Origin of the sequence: Marivirga tractuosa DSM 4126, from assembly GCF_000183425.1 — a bacterium.
GTDB lineage: Bacteria > Bacteroidota > Bacteroidia > Cytophagales > Cyclobacteriaceae > Marivirga > Marivirga tractuosa.
The window spans coordinates 3694815-3713263 of sequence record NC_014759.1 but is presented as its reverse complement, the minus strand read 5'-3'; the positions used below and the strand labels follow the sequence as shown (position 1 = coordinate 3713263).

The following is an 18449-nucleotide window of genomic DNA, read 5'->3' as shown; positions in this document are numbered from 1 at the left end:
GACACGAACAAATTATTGCTACTATCTTAATAAAGTAATACTTCCTGATTTTACAATTCCGGTGTCGTCACATCTTATCACATAATAATATACACCATCAGGTACTGGCCTGCCATTTATTTGGCCGTCCCAATCATTATTGTAAGGCTTAGCTTCCAAAATCTTATTCCCTTGTTTATCGTAAATCTCCACTGCACATTGCGTTAAATCCTCAATATTTTCAATTCTCCAAAATTGCGCAATAGCATCCCCATTCGGAGAAAAAAACTTCATGGGTTCAATTCTATCTCCTATATTGGTCTCCTCAACATTTAAAAGAATTTCTGCACTACCGAAACAACCATTTTCATCTTGACCCTCCACTCTGATGGTAGTTGTATTAGTTGGGGCATACTCAATTTGATCATCCGTTAATTCTAATTCAGTGGAATCGGCATACCATATATAATCAAGCAGCCCTGAGGCAGATAAGGTCACCGTATCACCTGCATTAATCGCAGTGCTAGAAGCATCTAAAGAAACATCAGGAATTGGCAATGTCTGTATTGAGATTTCAGAAGATCCTTCGCATCCATTCTCATCAACCACAGAAACTGAATAAGTTCCTCCTTCATTTACAGTTATAGTTGGAGTCGTTTCCCCAGTATCCCATGCATACGATTCATATGTATTATCTAAAGATAGTACTGCACTATCTCCTTCACAAAGAGAACTTGTTGTTGAGTTTAAAGTCAAATTTAATTCCCCATTAACAATAAACTGTTTTGATAAATCTGCTGAACAGTTTGTTATTCCATCATAAGAAATCTCTAAGTTTACCACATACGTTCCTGCGGTATTATAAGTGTGAGTAGGGTTTCCTTCTGATGAAAAATTTCCGTCACCAAAATCCCATCTATACTCAGCGAGTGATTCATCTGCTACCACTGCATCATTAGTAAAGGAAACAGGAATTCCAACACAAGCGCTAGAAGGTAGATCATAATAAACCTCTGGAGTCTCTAAAAATGCAACCTGTAAAGTGTCAGAATAAATCTTAGGACAGCCTGTATTTACTTGATCCGTAATTTCTACATAATAGTCACCATCTGTAGTTGGATTATACGTTGCAGAGGTTGCTCCTGATATAGTAGATGTACCTCTATACCACTGAAAGCCAAAACCATTTTCACTGGGGCTTACATTAAGTGTCACAGATTCACCTTCACAATAAGTCCCTGCACCTGATTGCTCAACAGAGAAGTTCGGTGATGGAATCACCTCTACTACTATACTTGTGGTTTCAATAATACAATCTCCAGAATAAACATCCAGGTAATAACGACCCGCTTTGTCTACATCAAAATCATCAACTTCTACAGTAATACCTTCAGCAGTATAACCTTGTGGACCACGCCATTTGTAATCTGTTGCGCCAACATCTGATGAGTTCAAGGTGAGTATACCTCCATTACAGATAGGATCATTTGAGCTAATCGTAGCGCTAGGCAAAGCACCTTCTGAAATAATATTTACCTCAATTGCTTCGGATATTTCTTGGCAGCTTCCTCCATCAGAAATTATTGAAACCGTATAGCTTCCAGTAGCTGAAACATCATTCAATTCGATGAAATTTTCTGTACCTGTTTTTACTGAAGTTCCGTCTTGAAACCATTCAAAGGTTAACCCCTCTATATTTTGGGTTTCTAGTCTTACTGGATTTCCTTCACAGGCATTGATAGGCCCTTCCGGTGTTATCACGGGTATGATGCATTGATTATTCCTTAGTATAGAGATATTTGATGCTGTAATTTGATTATTGTCATCATCCACACTAGTAAAAACGATGTCTGGTTTACTATCTCCATCAATATCGCCAATCTTTATATTTCTATTGATATAGGTAACTGGAATTGATACTTTTGAATAATTCAATCCACCGGTGCCGTCATTATTTAAAATATTGATTGTTTTATCAGTGCCAACAGTCGCTACTACAATATCCTTAATTCCATCACCATCCATATCACCAAAATCTAAACCCCATGGTCTAACGTCAGTCGCTAAATTTTGAGCAGACCCAAATTGAGGCACATTCCCGGTGTCCGTAGTTTCATTATTGAAAACCGCAACGGAAGAGCTTAAAAACAGTGTAGCTACAATATCTGGTTTATTATCCTGATTTATGTCTCCTACTTTGAGATTAATCAAGGTGCCAGGTGTACTATACTTATTAAAATCAGTAAAGGAAAAATTTCCAGGACTGCTTTGATTAGTCGCAATAAAAAACCCTCCTGCATCCGTTTGAAATTGATGTGTTATAATTTCCGGCTTACCATCACCATTTAGGTCTTCCACATCTAAACCTGCAGTACTTACTGCATTTTCAACAGTGAGTTCTATAATTTCTGGGCTAAAAGATAGTGTTCCTGCTGAAGAAGTATTCTTAATAATTAAAATTCTATTATTTACTTGATCAGAAACTACTAGATCTGGTTTTCCATCAAGATCCAAGTCTTTTATTACTACTCGCTTAGTGGAAGAGCCCTCTAGAGTGATCGTTTGAATTGAGAAGTTTAAGCTTCCTGGTGAACTATTATTACCTAAAATAATAAGCCTGTTGCCATCACCAGCTTCAGAAAACACCACATCAGGTTTGCCATCTCCATTCAGGTCTCCAGCAGTGATATTTAAAGTCGGAGCACCAATCCCAATATTTCTTTGATCAAAGCTTAAGTTAGAAGGGGTGCTTAGGTTTCTCAATATGGTAGCCGAATTAGATTTAGAGTTCGCTCCAATTATATCATTTTTTCCATCTCCATCAAGATCGCTAAGTGTAACATCATAAAGCCCATCATCAGCAAAAACATCGACTTGGTCATCAAAATCGGAACTTGATACACCTTGCTCGCCACCATAACTTAACAAAAAATGCTCTCCACTATAAGAAAGTCTAGTTGAGGATTTTAAAACGGTTATATTATCGTAAGTGGTACCAGCAGGCACCTCGGCCTCGATTAGTTGATCTTCAACATTTATGATTTTTCCTTCTACACTACCAAAAAACACTTTATCTGCACCAGCCAAACCGACCCCACTTATATTAATGATTTGACCTGAGTATCCATTTTTAGGATTTACAGACTCAATATATGAGGTTTGCCCGAAGCTCTGATTAGCGAAAAACACTAACCCAATAAAGAACAGATATGTAGGTAAAAATTTCATCATATTAACACATAACTACCTATTTAAATCACACTAATTAACATCAACTACAATTACTTGAATATTTTTGAAGTTTAATAATTCCTCTGCCGCCTTTTTATCTTTATATGCATCTCTTCTTGAGAAGGTCTCATAAATATAAACATAATAAATTCCGTTTTTCTGATTAAAGAATATATCAGCAGTTATGTCTTCATCCTTTTTCAACTTTTTAACCAATTGATCGGCTGAATTAAAGTCCTTAAATTCTTTCACAACTACATAGTATTTCTTTTGCTGAACCTGATTCTCGTCTCCTCCGTGTTGTACATCTTGGCTTGAGAATCTTGGTGCTCTTTCTTCTGTTCTTGTCAGAGGTTTTAATTTAGGTCTTTCAACTAGCTTTTTAATTTTATCGCCTATTACAAACTTTAGTTGAATCTCATGAGAGCCATTAGCAACTCCTTCCACTAATTTACTAGAGGGTTCGTATGCATAGCTGAATTCTAACTGCTTCATTTTGAACCCTACAATCCCAGACATGCCGTAATTAAGTCTGTAAGAAGCTCCCAGCCAGAAAAGTTCATTAAAATTCAAAGTACTAAGCAACTCTAGTCTCTGACCAACTAATTCAGAGTAGTGATATAGTGCATAAATTTGAAATGGAGAGTAGACGTTTTCAAGCCTTACACGCTTTTTATATCTTCCATTATATCTCGTTACAAATTTGTAATCTATTCTTTTCTTGTAATACGCCATTAATGTGATATCTCCAAAAGGCGAAAACTCAAAGGATTCAAAATTTTGAGTATTGTTATAAACAGGATTAAATAAACTAGGCAAAGAGGCTCCAAAATTAATACCACTAGCCGTTTCAAGCTTTAAGCCAACATTAGAAATTGGTTGAAGATTATTCTCAAGATATGTTGATATTGCGGGGTCACTTAGGTCTGAAATCTGAGACAAATCAATACTGCTTGCTGTCAGCCCTCCTGAAATCCCAAAATGTACAGTAGCAGTTTTGGTTATGTCCACATAGTACGAATAAGTTGCTAAAAAATCAGTAGTTGATAAAAGTCCCCTATTATAATTGTTCAGCGTAACGCCTAAACCATATTTTTTATAATCAAAAGGGGATTCAAAAGTTAAAGTAGTCACAACTGGTGCTCCCTCTACTCCTCTCCATTGCTGACGGTGGTTCAATGAAACATTTCGGAAAGAATACGCTGCTGCTTCTGCTGGATTATATAGATAGGGTGTAGAATAAAAATGATTATAAACAGGCATATTCTGCGCTACAGTCAAAGAATCGCTGATGGATAATAAAAAAAATAACGCAAATAAATACCTAAGCATAAAATAGGGTGAATTTATTCTCCAAATTTTGATGTTAAATTGCAGTTAAATATAGAATAGACAATTATACAACAAAATAGTAAAGTATTAAATACAAATTAAAATAATGATATAACGTCAATCAAATTTAAGTTATTATTTGACAAATAATCAAAGAATTATAAATACATTTAGTTAATGTTAAAATTGGAATATTCCCAGTTTATGTATAGAATTGAATTTATAAATAAAATTAACCATCATAAATTTTGAAAGCCTTAACAAAAGCATTTTTCATTACATTCCTACTTATATTAAGTTACTCCAGTTCTAATGCTCAAATCCTATTAGGAGCAAAGTCAGGTGCTAGATATAATTGGATGAATTATGAAGATTTTGCATCTGAAGATTATGAAAAAAGCCCTTTCTTTGGATGGAGCGCTGGAATCACCGCTGCCTACAAAGTGAAGAAAAGGTTTTTAATACAGTTGGACATTATGTATTCTCAAAGTGGAAAGAACGTTACTGGCATAACTGATCCTGTATTGAGTAATCATGCAAAATATCATTTTCTTAATACTCCTATCGTATATAAGGTGGATTTTCTACAGGCAATAGGTGGAAAAACATTTAAATGGTATATCGGGGCTGGACCAAATGTGAATTTTTGGTTAGGAGGAAACGGTCGTTTAAGTACGGTAGAGTTATTGGAAACAAGCATTGATGAGCTTGAATATAGAGTGATATTTGAAAAAATACCGGCTAGTCCAGAGTTTGAAGGACTCTATATTAACGAGTACAATAAAGTACAAGTGGGCTTAATTGCATCTGCGGGTATAGTTTTGGAGCCTGCGCCTGGCCAATCCTTAATGATTGATTTTCGCTATGAATGGGGACACAGTAACATGTCTTCTTCAGAAGGAACTTTCGCAAGCGTTATTGCCTATAGAGATAATTTAAATGCCAGTATTCAAGGAATCCAAGTCTCAGTGGCTTACGTATTTGACATCATTAATAAAGGCAAGAAAGAGAAGAAATTATATTACGAAAATAAATAAGCCAATGCATTAATTACTATAATAGTTAAAACTGTCATTTTTAATATCTTGCATAAGATTAGTTAGGCTATTCAGTTAATTTAATCGTAAATACTTATATTTTTGTAGATAAAAAGGTGTTATTCATCTACTTTTAGATCAATTTGGTCGAATTCATTACACGTGTGGATATTATTTACTTATAGCCTAACCTAGAATTTATTATTTTACTATCATGCATTTCAATTGAAACCTATGAAGTATGTTGAACTAAAGATTTTAAATTATGAAACAAATTTTACTCCTCTTTATTTTTAGTCTGGCATCGCTAAGTTTATCCATTGCTCAAGAAATATGTGATGATGGAATCGACAATGATGGTGACGGATTTGTTGACTGTTTTGATGGCGATTGTACGGATACTGCAGCTTGTGACGGTTTCTATTTAGGAAACGATGCCTCTTGCGAAGCAGAACCAGAGGAGTTTCCAGTTTTTGAACTAGAATTAGGACCAACATCTCGTGACGATGTAACTACTGCTTTGAGTAGAATAGCAATTGGTGATTTAGACAGAGATGGAATCCCTGAAATCTTGACGACCAATCGATATGATGACAAAATTTTTCTTTTAAATGGTGATTCTGCTACTGTCAAACATGAAAGAACAACAAATAACCCCTATTATAATAATGCTGCAATGGTCAACCTTCAAGATGATAATTGCGGTGAAGTATTCGTAGTAAATGTCAATAGTGGTAATAATTACAATATCAGATCTTTTGATTGTGAATTAAATCCTATTTGGGCTTCGGAGCGCTTGTATCAAGATCCAGTATTTCTAAGCTTCGCTGATTTTGATGGTGATGGGCAAGCTGAAATGTATTATAAGGACGAAATCAGAGACCCTATTAACGGCACACGAATAGTAGAAACCACTACGGCCAACTGGAAAAATATACCAGGAGGTCCTGTTGCAGTGGACATAGTGGGAGATTCCGACCTAGAATTGGTGATTGGAAATAGGATTTATGGTGTTAATTTAGGAGATAGAACAGAAGATGCTGGTTCATTAACTTTACTTGCCACAATGCCTGCCCCTTACCAAACTAAATCTGGTGGGCAACAACCTCAGAACTCTACCACCTCCATTGCAGACTTCAATCTAGATGGAAACTTAGACGTAATTGTATCGGGTGCAAATTCTTCTAATGTGACAACCGTTTTCTTTTGGGATGTATTCAACAATACCGTAAAAACTTTCAGTGATCCTTTTGCTGAAGCTGGTTATGAATTTGGTTGGAGACAAGGTACGGGAAGAGTAAACATTGCAGATTTAGATGGGGATGGCCAATTAAATGCTGCATTCGTATCTGGGAAGTATCTCTATGCTCTAGATGAAAATTGGAATCTATTTTGGAAGACACTTGTAAATGAAGAAACCTCAGGTATTACGGGCTGTACCTTATTTGATTTTAATGGTGATGGACAATCAGAGGTGGTGTATAGAGATGAAGATTACCTTTATATCCTCAACGGGAAAGATGGTACCATAAACCCTCCCAAACATTGTCGTTCAAGAACTTCCGTGGAATATCCTATAGTAGCCGATGTGGATGCAGACGGCTCCACAGAAATTTGTGTGGTATGCGTAACTGAAGACCATAGAGTAGGTACGCCAGGCAGAAACCTTAGCCTAGATGCTCCGGCAGAAGTAAGAATTTATAAATCTGGTGCTGAACCTTGGGTACCTGCAAGAAGGGTATGGAATCAGCATGCTTATTTCAATGTTAATATCAATGATGATTTGACCGTTCCAAGAATTCAGCAAAAGCATCAAGCAGTCTTTTCAACTGGGATTTGTACTACCGGCCCTAGTCGTCCTTTGAACAGCTTTTTAAATCAATCGCCTTTTTTAAGTTCAGACGGATGTCCTACTTTCGCCTCCCCTGATTTAAATATTATTGAAACATCCTTCTCAATAACTCCTCCTAATTGTCCTGATAAGGATTTTACAGTAAGTTTCGAATACGAAAACATAGGGGATGTCCCACTAACTGGAAATGTTCCTATAACTTTTTATGATGGAGATCCATTAGTTGCAGGAACAAATAAGCTCAATACTGTTTTTATTACCTTAAATAATTTTACAGTAGGTGATGTTGGAAATGCAGCGAATTTGACAATAAATGGAACAGGAGGCCAATTTACACTTTATGCTGTTTTAAATGATAATGGCACATCCACGCCTGCTCCAATTAGTTTACCTAATTCCAATTTTTTAGAATGTGATTATGTCAATAATATTATTTCAGCAGAAGTAAACCCAGAACCATTTATATTATCTACGGAAACAACAAACAATATTACTTGTGCAGCTGGTACGGTTCCACCGAATGGCTCTGCAAGAGTCTTCCGATTGGTAGGTGGCTCAGAGATCACAGCAGACTATGATTTTTTCTGGTTTAATGGAACTACTGTAGATGATACTCCTGATTATACTGGTTCTATTTATACAGGGCTAGCGGCCGGTACATATACTGTTTATGCTGCTGATAAATTAGCTGGTTGTTCTTCTGATACAGTCCAAGTAGTGATTTCTGATAGTGTCAGAACAATTAATGCTGACATAACCGTTGATAGAGGAAATGATGACTGTGACAACCCGAATGGTAAATTAACTGTAGCCGTGAATGGAGGTGAACCCGTTGGGAATTTCACTTATGAGTGGTATGTTGGAAACTCCGTGGGTGGTGGTTTAGAAATAAGCAATAGCCACGTAGCCAACAACTTAGAATCTGGCGCATACACTGTACTTGTTATGGAAAAAGCCACAGGATGTCAAACGATTACTTCAATAGAAGTACCGGACAACAGAGACATCCCTATAGTTAATGCAACTGCTACAGATATTGTTTGTTCCCAAACTAATTCTGGCAGCGTTTCTGCCACAGTAGGTGGAGCAACTGCAGGATTCACTTTTGATTGGTTCATTGGAAATTCTGTAAAACCTACAGCAGATTTCACTGGCAGTACAGTAAATAATCTACCTCAAGGAACATACACGGTCGTAGCTACTAATAACACCTCCAGTTGTGAATCAACTCCTGTTCCAGTCACCGTTAACCAAACCGTTAATCCGGAAATCGATGCTGTTTCTGCTACTTCTAATACTTCATGTGATGCAAGCCTGCCAAATGGTAGCGTGAGCGTTACTATTGTTGGAAGTCCAGCAGACCACACTATTGTGTGGTTTGCAGGGGCAGGAACGACTGGTACCCAAGTGGGTAGTGGATTAACAGTAAACGATTTATCAGCTGGCGAATATACAGTAAGGGTTACAGAAGATGCTACAGGCTGTTCAGTTACAGATCGAATTACTATAAATAATAATATTATTCAGCCAGTTGCAAGTGCTACAGCAGATCCAGTCACTACTTGTTCCCCATTAAATGGAAGAGTTGAAGCATCAGTCGATTTAGATAATATTGCAGATTATACATTTTTCTGGTATAAAGGAGATCAAGTAAAATCTTCTACTGACTTTGATGTAACTGGAAATATAATTGAAAACTTAGAGCCAGGATTTTATACAATGCAGGCCTTCCATAATACAAGAAACTGCTTGACTGATGCGGTCACAATAGAGGTGATAGATCAAGCTACTGTAACTATTGAACAAGAAGAAAATGTGCTCAGCATCCCAACTGCCTGCGATCAAGATAATGGAGTATTAGAAGTAGAAGTGAATTCTCCTAATAACGTTTCCGGTTTCTTAATCGAATGGTATGAAGGTACCACGATTACTGGAAGTCCATTTCAATCAGACAATGGGGTTACAGTAGCTACTGCAAGCAACCTATTTACAGGACTCTATACAGTAGTAGCAACAGATTTAGATAATGAATGTTCTAATCAAAAAGTATTTAACCTTCCATTTATTGGTGCTCATCAATTAGATTCAATTAGCTATCAAAATGCTACCACTTGTGTTCCCTTCGATGGAAGCATTGAGGTTGAAGTCACTCCATCAGGTACAACAACATTATCAGATTACCAATTATATTTATTTAGAGAAAATAATGGTGATTATATAGCAGTAGATACTTTAGCAGGAACTGATCCGCCAATATTTTCAAATCTTGGACAAGGCACTTACATAGTGGAAGCCTTTTCGGATTTTTCGGGTTGTTCGGTTTATTTATTGGATATAGAAATTGAATTGGAAGTATCAGACCCTGTGATAACAGACGCTGTAACTCAGCCAAATACTAATTGTGACATTACTTCAGCCAATGGATCTATAGAAATCAGTATTGATAATCAAGCATCACCTTCCTTATACACTTTCAACTGGTATGAGGGAACTGATACTAGTACACCACTAGGTACTACAATTGGAAGTACTGCTGGGGTAAATGGAGAGCGTGCAGACAGTTTAATTGGTGGAAGCTACACAGTTGAAGTTTTCAATGATTCTACTCAATGCTCCACTTTAAGAACTTTCAGTATCAACGATAATCCTGTCATTGTTTCTATTCCAAACGCAGAAATTGATATCACAGCAATCACAAGATGTGACACTACCAATAGTGAAGTAACCATCAATAATGTATTTGAAAATGGGGTTGCTGCCGATATTAATGATTTTACTTTCGAATGGTATAATGCCAATATGGACATCTTACCAAATGCGGGTTCACCAAATACTTCCGATTCAATTGTTGGCTTGCCTGAAGGGACTTATTTTGTTCGTGCGAGAAATATTGATAGCGAGTGCGAAACTGCCTTAATAGAATTTTCAATTGAAACTGATATTGTTGAGCCTACTATTTCTTTGGAGTTCAAAAATCCTGAAAGATGTGCATTGCAGTCACCTGGAGATGAATTTGGTTTTTTGAGAGTCAACGCAAGTGCTCCTAATACGACATTCTCTTATAACTGGTACGATGGACCCGATACTACTTCTGCTGTAGCACATACCGGTCCTGAATATTTAAATCTTTCTGCAGATGTCTATACTGTAGCCATTAGAGATAGCATCTCAAATTGTGTTTATGTAGAAACCTATGAATTAGTAACTGAAATCAATTCTTTGAATATTTCGGCATCGGCTACTCCGCTTACAAATTGTGATTCCCCGAATGGATCAGTTTTCGCAACTGTAACTTCAGGAGGTAGTTATTCCTATCTATGGACAAACGTTAATGGAAATACTGTAGGAACAAGCAAAGAAGTCAATAATCTACCAGTTGGAGAGTACACTGTGGTTGCCACAGACAATACGGACACTTTTTGTGAAGTAACCGCCACCGTCACGATTGAAAATGGACAAATAAATCCTCCGCTAACCTTAGAACAAGTAGCACCACTTACGGTCTGTGATGAAAGACTAGCAAATGGTGCCGCTAAAGCAAGAGTTGATGGTGGATTTGTAGGATATACATTTGAATGGTACGAAGGCGCATCAGCTTCAGGAACTATCATTCATCTTGGCCCTGATTTTTCAGGCATGAGAGATGTAAGTTATACAGTGAGAGCAATTAATGATTTAACTCAATGTTTTAGTGATGAAACGATTACCATTTCTGAAGAAATTCCGGCCGTGGAAGATCCAGCCATTGAGGTGGTCTCAAATGATACAAATTGTCAAATAGACAACGGAGAACTGAGAGTGGATGTAAATGGAAATACTGGCAACTTTTTATTTGAATGGTATAGAGGTACCAATACAAATGGAAGCCTATTCGGAACTGGAGATAGAATAATTGATTTAGGTGAGGGAGAATATACTGTAATAGCTACTGACTTACGAACTGGATGTCTTTCAGATCCTATTACTGCAAGTATCTCAGAAGATTTAGTCTATCCTGAATTCACATATGAAACAGTAAGTTCGATTTGTGGAGAAAATAACGGTTCTGCAGTAGTTTTCCTTGATGATCTTGCTGAAGAAGTTACTAGAATTGAATGGTACGATAGCTTTGGTACTAGAGTAGCTATTGGCCCCAATTTAGATGGTGTGGCTGCAGGAGTTTACACAGTAATTATAGAAACCAGAAACGACTGTGTGGTGGAAGAGGATATAACTATTTTATCAGATATTCAAGCATTTAATGGGATTTCGAGAAATGGTGATGCTTCAAATAGCTTTTTCAAAATTGCATGCATTGGTCAATATCCTAATAATATTGTGAAGATTTACAATAGAGCAGGTACTTTAGTGTATGAGGCTATTGGGTATGACAATAATAATGTTAAATTCGATGGAATTTCTAATAGGGGAATTAATGTAATGGGAGAATCCCTACCAGACGGCACCTATTTTTATGTAATAGATAAAAATGACGGTTCAAAACCGAAAAATGGTTATTTAGAAATCGTAAAATAAAATAAATGCGCAGCAACTATCTAAAAAACAAGTCTTTATATATCATAATCTCCTTATTTCTATTAGGAGGAACACTGAAGGCTCAGCAATACCCAATTTATTCACAATATATTTTCAACGGTCTTGTGCTAAATCCGGCATACGCTGGAAGTCATGTTCAGTTAAGTGCTTCTGCAATGTATAGAAATCAATGGGTGAATTTTGATGGATCACCTAAAACACTATTTTTCAGTGCACATACCTCTCTTATGAAGGAGAGAATGGGTGTCGGTCTTTTGATTAATGATGACAGAATTGGGAGTTATGCTAGTCAAAATATATACGGGAGTTACTCCTTCATAATAAAGACTCCTAAAGGTAAGCTAGCTCTGGGTTTTCAGGCTGGGGTGAATATACTAGCATCCGATTTTAAAGATCTTAATTTGGATGACGTAGGAGATAATTCTTTTGCTAGCTTCAATAGTCTAAAACCTAACTTTGGCACGGGTGCATACTTTTATAACAAAAAATTCTTCGCTGGCTTTTCAGTCCCTTTCTTGTTGAACAACGGCTATGGAAACCTGAACATTGAAAATGCTATTAGTGAAGTAAGGTCAGCTAGATACTATTATTTAAATGGAGGTTTTATGCTACCCATGAATCTCGAGAAAACCTTGTATTTCCAGCCATCTGCCTTAATAAGAGGGCAAGAAGGTGCTCCGCTTAATTTTGACATTAATGCTAGTTTTCTCTTTTATGACCTATTAAACGTTGGAGTATCCTACAGAAATATTGATGCTGTAGTATCCTATATAGACTTTAAACTAAACGAGTCATTTCATTTTAGCTATTCATACGACTGGACAACTTCAGCAATCAGAAATGCTTCAAATGGTACGCATGAGTTTATGATCAATTACAGAGTACGCATAAGAGATATTCATGATAATGTAACTTGTCCTAAATTTAACCATTTTATGTAGTTAGTGGCATTCAAATAAGTAAGTCATAAACCTGCTTTTTCAAATTCGCTTTTTTTTTACCACTCTTTTATACTTTGAGAACAAAAGGGCAAGCTTCTCAGTATAATTTAGGATGAAATCACCTTTCTATTTAAACTAATCCTTATACCACTAGTTAATACTATTAAATCGCTCAGATTTCAATTAGTAGTCTTTATCCGAGGAAATTAATTATTTTTCTCCCATTTTGAAGCATATTTTACTAGTTTAAAGTTTCTATGGAAAATTATCTTAATCGTTACCAAGAAATTAGAAAAACAACTGAAAGCCTTTGCGAACCTTTAGCGACAGAGGATTATGTTGCTCAGCCTATATCGGATGTAAGTCCGCCTAAGTGGCATTTGGCACATACCACCTGGTTTTTCGAAACTTTTTTACTAAAAGAATTTTCTAAAGATTACAGAGAATTTCATCCTCAATTCGCATTCCTTTTCAATAGCTATTACGTGAGCGCAGGCGAAAGAATGTTGCGCCCCAACAGAGGAAACATGACCCGACCTACCGTGGAGGAAATTTATCAATACAGAAAATATGTAGATGTAGCCGTTGGGGAATTACTATCTCATATCATTACAGATGAGATGAAAAATATTCTGGAGATCGGTTTTAACCACGAACAACAGCATCAGGAATTACTTTTCTACGACATCAAATATATTTTAGGACACAATCCACTTTTCCCAGCTTATGACAAAGACTTTGAAGAATATTTCACGGAAGATTGGGAGCACGATTGGGTACAAATCAATAAAGGAAATTATAAAATTGGGTTTGAAGGAAAGGGGTTTTCCTTTGACAATGAACACAACTACCATGAGGTGCATTTGGAAGGTGCAAAAATCAGCAATCGACTAGTTACTAATGGCGAATATGCTGAATTTATTGAAGCCAAAGGCTATGAAAAGCATGAATACTGGCATTCTGATGCCAGAGCGTGGTTAGAAGAAACTGAGATTTCCGCTCCATTATACTGGCATAAAATAGAAGGAAATTGGCATTACTATACTTTAGCCGGTTTAAAACCTATCAATAAAGATGCTCCTTTAATGCATATCAGCTTTTATGAAGCCTATGCTTTCGCAGAATGGAAAGGCATGCGTTTACCAACTGAATTTGAGTGGGAAACAGCTGCTAATTTATTCGATTGGGGAAAAAGATGGGAGCATACTGGAAGTGCATACCTCCCCTATCCAGGCTATACAAAGCCAGCAGGTGCTATTGGAGAATACAATGGCAAATTTATGGTCAACCAGATGGTGATGCGAGGTTCATCACGCGCCACTTCATCAAATCATTCAAGAAAAACATATAGAAACTTCTTTCACCCACATTTGCAGTGGCATTTTAGTGGGATAAGATTAGCAAAAGATTTATGACAACAACCGAAAAAATCAACTTCTCCGTAGCAGATGCTGTAAAAGAAGGACTTACTAAAAAAGAAAAATCTCTTCCTAGCTGGCTTTTTTATGATGCGGAAGGAGACCGACTTTTTCAAGAAATCATGAATATGCCAGAGTATTATCTCACGAATTGTGAGTATAACATATTCCAAAAACATAAAGATGATATCTTATCCATTATTTCTTCTGACGCAGCTGGTTTTAATCTGATAGAATTTGGTGCAGGAGATGGACTAAAAACTGAAATCTTGCTAAAGCATTTTGCTAAACAAAACGCTACTTTCAATTATAAGCCAGTAGATATTTCAAAAAATGTCCTGAATTTATTGCAGGAACGAATGCAAAAATCCATTCCCGATTTGGATATAGAACCCATCAATAAAGAATATTTTTCTGCTCTTGATACGCTTAATGAAGATCGAAAAAACCCAATGGTAGTGCTTTTTATGGGTGGAAATATTGGCAATTTTGAAATTGAAGATGCACATTCTTTTGTAAATCAAATTGCCAATAAATTGAGAAACGGTGATAGAATCATTATGGGATTTGATATGAAAAAAGATCCTGAAATGATTAGAAGTGCATACAATGACGCTCAAGGTATCACGCGCCAATTCAATATGAATCTGTTGACAAGATTAAATAATGAATTAGATGCCGATTTTGATTTGGAGCAATTCAAACATTACCCATCTTATGATCCACAAACGGGAACCACGAAGAGTTTTTTAATTTCTCAAAAAAAGCAAACTGTTAAATTAAAAGGCATTGACAGTACAATCCATTTCAAAGCCTGGGAGCATATTCATGTAGAAGTATCCCAAAAATTCGATGAAGATATGATTGAAAACTTGGCTAAAGAAGCCGGCTTGACCGTTGAAAAGTATTTTTATGATGAAAAGGAATACTTTGCTGATGTGGTGATCAGGAAATAGTTAAACCCCTTCACTGGTCTTAGCGTCTTGCTAAGACCTTGTCAGGAATGCACAAGCGGACGCTTGCGCCATTGCAGGTTTTCACCGAAACTTAATCTATCAAGGCTGACAAACCTCCTCAGAACTTAACAGTAAAAACACCTTTAAGGGTGCTGGTCAGGATTTCTAGAAAAATCAAATTATGTTGGTTTTGTATTATATTTGAAATTAGTAATGGTCTAATTAAACAAAATATGCAGAAAAACAGACCTAAAATTAAACTTCAAAAAACAACCTTTAATTACTTGATTGAGATTGCCACCTTAGCAATTCTTGTGCTGGCATGGGTTTATGTTCTCCTGTCATATTCAGAGCTTGATAGCGAAATTCCAGTTCATTTTAATGCCTCAGGAGAAGCTGATAGATATGGAGATAAACAATCTATTTTTTTTCTCCCGCTGTTAGGAATAGTCATTTTTATTGGATTATTTATTTTAAATAAATATCCACACATCTTTAATTATCCCACAGAAATCACCGAGGAAAATGCTGAAAGGCAATACAAAAATGCCACTAACTTAATCAGAATATTGAACCTAATTATAGTTTTAGTATTTGCTTTTATAATTTATAAAACTGTAAATGCTAGAACAGAAAATTCTGAAACACTAGGCGAGTGGTTTTTACCTGCAGTTACTATCATCATCAATATACCAGGACTATACTTTCTAGCTAAAGCATTTAAGAAGAAATGAATAGCTTTTCTGGTCTTAGCGAGACGCTAAGACTAGGAGGTAAAACAGGGCATAATTTTCGATATATCGAAATTCCTTTTGTTTTCTTTTGACTCTTTTGCGGTTAAATTCCAGCTTATAGCTGTCTTTATATTTTTCTTACTTTCTGTGCGACTTGGCGCCTTTGCGGTTAATCAAAGTCTTAGGCTGTCTCATTGTTTATGTCCGACATTTCCAGTGAAGGTTTAATCATCATCGATGACTATCCTCATCTTCCAAAATACTTAAATAACTTTCATATCGGCTTGGTGCAATCTTTCCTTCTTCCATCGCTTCTCTGAAAGCACAGCCTGGCTCATGAGTATGCGTGCAATTATTAAATTTACATTCTCCTATATATTCCCGCATTTCAGGAAAATAGTGGCTTAGCTCCTCATTGCCAATATCCCAAAGCCCCAATTCTTTTATTCCAGGCGTATCAATTACAAAAGCTCCTTCCCAGGCTTCAAACATTTCCGCAAAAGTGGTGGTATGTACTCCTTTGCCTACTGATTCCGACACCTCCCCTATTCTTTGGTCAATATGAGGCGAAATCAAATTCAGTAAAGTAGATTTCCCGACTCCCGAATGACCTGCAAAAAGTGAGGTCTTTCCTTCCAAAACGGCTTTCAATTCTTCCATCCCAATATTTTCCTCAGCGGAGACTAGCAACACTTTATAGCCCAATTCCTGATAATCGAATTTGAGTGCTTCATAATATTCCAATCCCTCCTCATCCAATAAATCTGCTTTGTTAAATACCAATACAGCAGGGATTCTGAAGGACTCACAACTCACTAAAAATCGGTCAATAAAGCCCAAACTTGTTCTGGGGAAAGCCAAAGTCACTATTAAAACTGCCTGATCAATATTAGCTGCCAGACGATGGCTATGTTTCTTTTTCCGAGTTGATTTCCTAATGATATAATTTTCCCTAGGGAGTACATCCTTAATAATGGCTTCCGTGTCATTTTCAGGTGCAATATTCACCCAATCGCCCACCGCCACAGGGTTGGTGACTTTTTCATCATCCAAGCGGAGCTTACCTCTCAATCGGCACTCATAAAATTTTCCCTCCGCCAATACAGTGTACCAGCTCCCTGTCGATTTAAAAACTCTTCCCTTCATCATGATAGCTTCATTTTTTGGATGATAGGTGCAATATGCTTCATAATTTTATCCTTTGCTCCAATATTTTGATTGACATATTCCAAAGCTCTTTGGGAAGATTCCTCAATTTTAAAGTCATCTGAATTCATAATAGATAAAAATTCCTGAGCATTTGCTACTTTAAAAGCAGCTTTAGCATCTAATAAATCCAATGCTTCCTGAAATTTACGGTAATTTTTATTTCCGAAAAATACGGGCAAGCCAAAACAAGCGGCTTCCAAAGTATTATGCAAGCCGTCTCCATAAGCTCCACCTATAAAAGCTATTTTACCATATTGATATAAGGAAGAAAGCATTCCTATATTGTCAATTAGGATCACTCTTGGTTTCGTTGTTGCTTCAGAATCTATTTTGCTATAACGACTAGTAGGAATTTTCAAAACCTCCTCATGCAGTTTTAAATTAGCTTCACTAATATCGTGTGGGGCAATAATGGCTTTCCATTCAGGATTTTGCTGTAAAAAAGGTGCTATTACTTTTATGTCTTGCTCCCACGTACTTCCTCCTATTAAAACAGGCTGATCTTTGGAAAATTCAGTAAACATCTCCTGAGGTTTCACACTATCGGTTATGGATTTTACTCTATCAAACCTTGTATCACCACTTACGCTCACATTATGAATATGAATGCCTTTTAGCAAAGCAGCCACTGTTTTGTTTTGTACAAAAATATGATCGAACTGCTTTAATATTTTTCGGTAAAAGCCTCCATAATATTTAAAAAACCGCTGGTTAGAACGGAATATAGCAGAAACAGAATATACCCAGCAATCCGCTTCTGATAATGCTTTCAGGTGATAATGCCAGAATTCATATTTTACAAAAAATGCCAGTTTGGGTTGGGTAATTTTTACAAATTGCTCCGCATTGTGAGATGTATCCAAAGGCATATAACAGATATAATCTGCCAGTTCATAGTTTTTACGAACCTCATAACCCGAAGGCGAAAAAAAAGTCAATAGAATAAAGAAATTAGGATGTTCTTGTTTAAAAGCTTCAATCAAAGGTCTACCTTGTTCAAATTCACCCAAAGAAGCACAATGAAACCAAACTACTGGCTGGTCAACAGATTTAAACCTTTCCTCCAGCTGAGAAAACAAATCTTTCCGACCTTCTACAAACTTTTTGGATTTGGCATTTATCAGCGCATGGATCTTGACCCCAATGCCTAATAATGAAATACCCAATCGATAAAAGAATTCACCCATGCGGTAAAATTAAGGGGAAATAATCTCTAAAAAGAAT

The 18449-nt window shown here is 36.5% G+C and carries 10 protein-coding genes; 6 read left to right on the top strand and 4 right to left on the bottom strand.

Annotated features, from left to right (window positions below):
- Window positions 1-21: 21 nt before the first annotated feature.
- Window positions 22-3210 carry an FG-GAP-like repeat-containing protein gene (locus FTRAC_RS15750; protein WP_081457035.1) on the bottom strand — a complete coding sequence of 1063 codons (3189 nt, stop codon included), beginning with the start codon at window positions 3208-3210 and terminating at the stop codon, window positions 22-24.
- Between the two features lie 30 nt (window positions 3211-3240).
- A complete protein-coding gene (locus FTRAC_RS15745) occupies window positions 3241-4542 on the bottom strand; it encodes a PorP/SprF family type IX secretion system membrane protein (protein WP_013455265.1) in 1302 nt (433 codons plus the stop codon).
- Window positions 4543-4790: 248 nt separating this feature from the next.
- Between FTRAC_RS15745 and FTRAC_RS15740 the strand changes: the two genes are divergently transcribed.
- The 6 genes from FTRAC_RS15740 to FTRAC_RS15715 all read left to right on the top strand — a co-directional run bounded on the left by FTRAC_RS15740 (window position 4791) and on the right by FTRAC_RS15715 (window position 16016).
- Window positions 4791-5579, top strand: a complete 789-nt coding sequence (locus tag FTRAC_RS15740; RefSeq protein ID WP_013455264.1) for an outer membrane beta-barrel protein — start codon at window positions 4791-4793, stop codon at window positions 5577-5579.
- Between the two features lie 265 nt (window positions 5580-5844).
- A complete protein-coding gene (locus FTRAC_RS15735; protein WP_013455263.1) occupies window positions 5845-11946 on the top strand; it encodes a T9SS type B sorting domain-containing protein in 6102 nt (2033 codons plus the stop codon).
- Between the two features lie 5 nt (window positions 11947-11951).
- The gene (locus FTRAC_RS15730) at window positions 11952-12908 is read left to right on the top strand and encodes a PorP/SprF family type IX secretion system membrane protein (RefSeq protein WP_013455262.1); all 957 of its coding nucleotides are present in this window, start codon (window positions 11952-11954) and stop codon (window positions 12906-12908) included.
- Window positions 12909-13165: 257 nt separating this feature from the next.
- Window positions 13166-14323 carry an ergothioneine biosynthesis protein EgtB gene (gene egtB / locus FTRAC_RS15725; protein WP_013455261.1) on the top strand — a complete coding sequence of 386 codons (1158 nt, stop codon included), beginning with the start codon at window positions 13166-13168 and terminating at the stop codon, window positions 14321-14323.
- Window positions 14320-15282, top strand: a complete 963-nt coding sequence (egtD, locus tag FTRAC_RS15720) for an L-histidine N(alpha)-methyltransferase (protein ID WP_013455260.1) — start codon at window positions 14320-14322, stop codon at window positions 15280-15282. Before egtB ends, egtD begins: the two co-directional genes overlap by 4 nt.
- Before the next feature lie 233 nt (window positions 15283-15515).
- Window positions 15516-16016 carry a DUF1648 domain-containing protein gene (locus tag FTRAC_RS15715; RefSeq protein WP_013455259.1) on the top strand — a complete coding sequence of 167 codons (501 nt, stop codon included), beginning with the start codon at window positions 15516-15518 and terminating at the stop codon, window positions 16014-16016.
- A gap of 231 nt (window positions 16017-16247) precedes the next feature.
- On the opposite strand, the gene rsgA is transcribed toward FTRAC_RS15715, so the two are convergent.
- On the bottom strand, window positions 16248-17165 hold the full coding sequence (gene rsgA / locus FTRAC_RS15710; protein WP_013455257.1) for a ribosome small subunit-dependent GTPase A: 918 nt from the start codon (window positions 17163-17165) through the stop codon (window positions 16248-16250).
- The gene (locus tag FTRAC_RS15705) at window positions 17162-18412 is read right to left on the bottom strand and encodes a 3-deoxy-D-manno-octulosonic acid transferase (protein WP_013455256.1); all 1251 of its coding nucleotides are present in this window, start codon (window positions 18410-18412) and stop codon (window positions 17162-17164) included. Before FTRAC_RS15705 ends, rsgA begins: the two co-directional genes overlap by 4 nt.
- Window positions 18413-18449: the final 37 nt, after the last annotated feature.

Bases quoted from the DNA above. Each gene is read 5' to 3' on its own strand.
- FTRAC_RS15715 (WP_013455259.1), top strand. From the start codon at position 15,516: ATGCAGAAAAACAGACCTAAAATTAAACTTCAAAAAACAACCTTTAAT.
- egtD (WP_013455260.1), top strand. From the start codon at position 14,320: ATGACAACAACCGAAAAAATCAACTTCTCCGTAGCAGATGCTGTAAAA.
- FTRAC_RS15705 (WP_013455256.1), bottom strand. From the start codon at position 18,412: ATGGGTGAATTCTTTTATCGATTGGGTATTTCATTATTAGGCATTGGG.
- FTRAC_RS15735 (WP_013455263.1), top strand. From the start codon at position 5,845: ATGAAACAAATTTTACTCCTCTTTATTTTTAGTCTGGCATCGCTAAGT.
- rsgA (WP_013455257.1), bottom strand. From the start codon at position 17,165: ATGATGAAGGGAAGAGTTTTTAAATCGACAGGGAGCTGGTACACTGTA.
- egtB (WP_013455261.1), top strand. From the start codon at position 13,166: ATGGAAAATTATCTTAATCGTTACCAAGAAATTAGAAAAACAACTGAA.
- FTRAC_RS15730 (WP_013455262.1), top strand. From the start codon at position 11,952: ATGCGCAGCAACTATCTAAAAAACAAGTCTTTATATATCATAATCTCC.
- FTRAC_RS15745 (WP_013455265.1), bottom strand. From the start codon at position 4,542: ATGCTTAGGTATTTATTTGCGTTATTTTTTTTATTATCCATCAGCGAT.
- FTRAC_RS15750 (WP_081457035.1), bottom strand. From the start codon at position 3,210: ATGATGAAATTTTTACCTACATATCTGTTCTTTATTGGGTTAGTGTTT.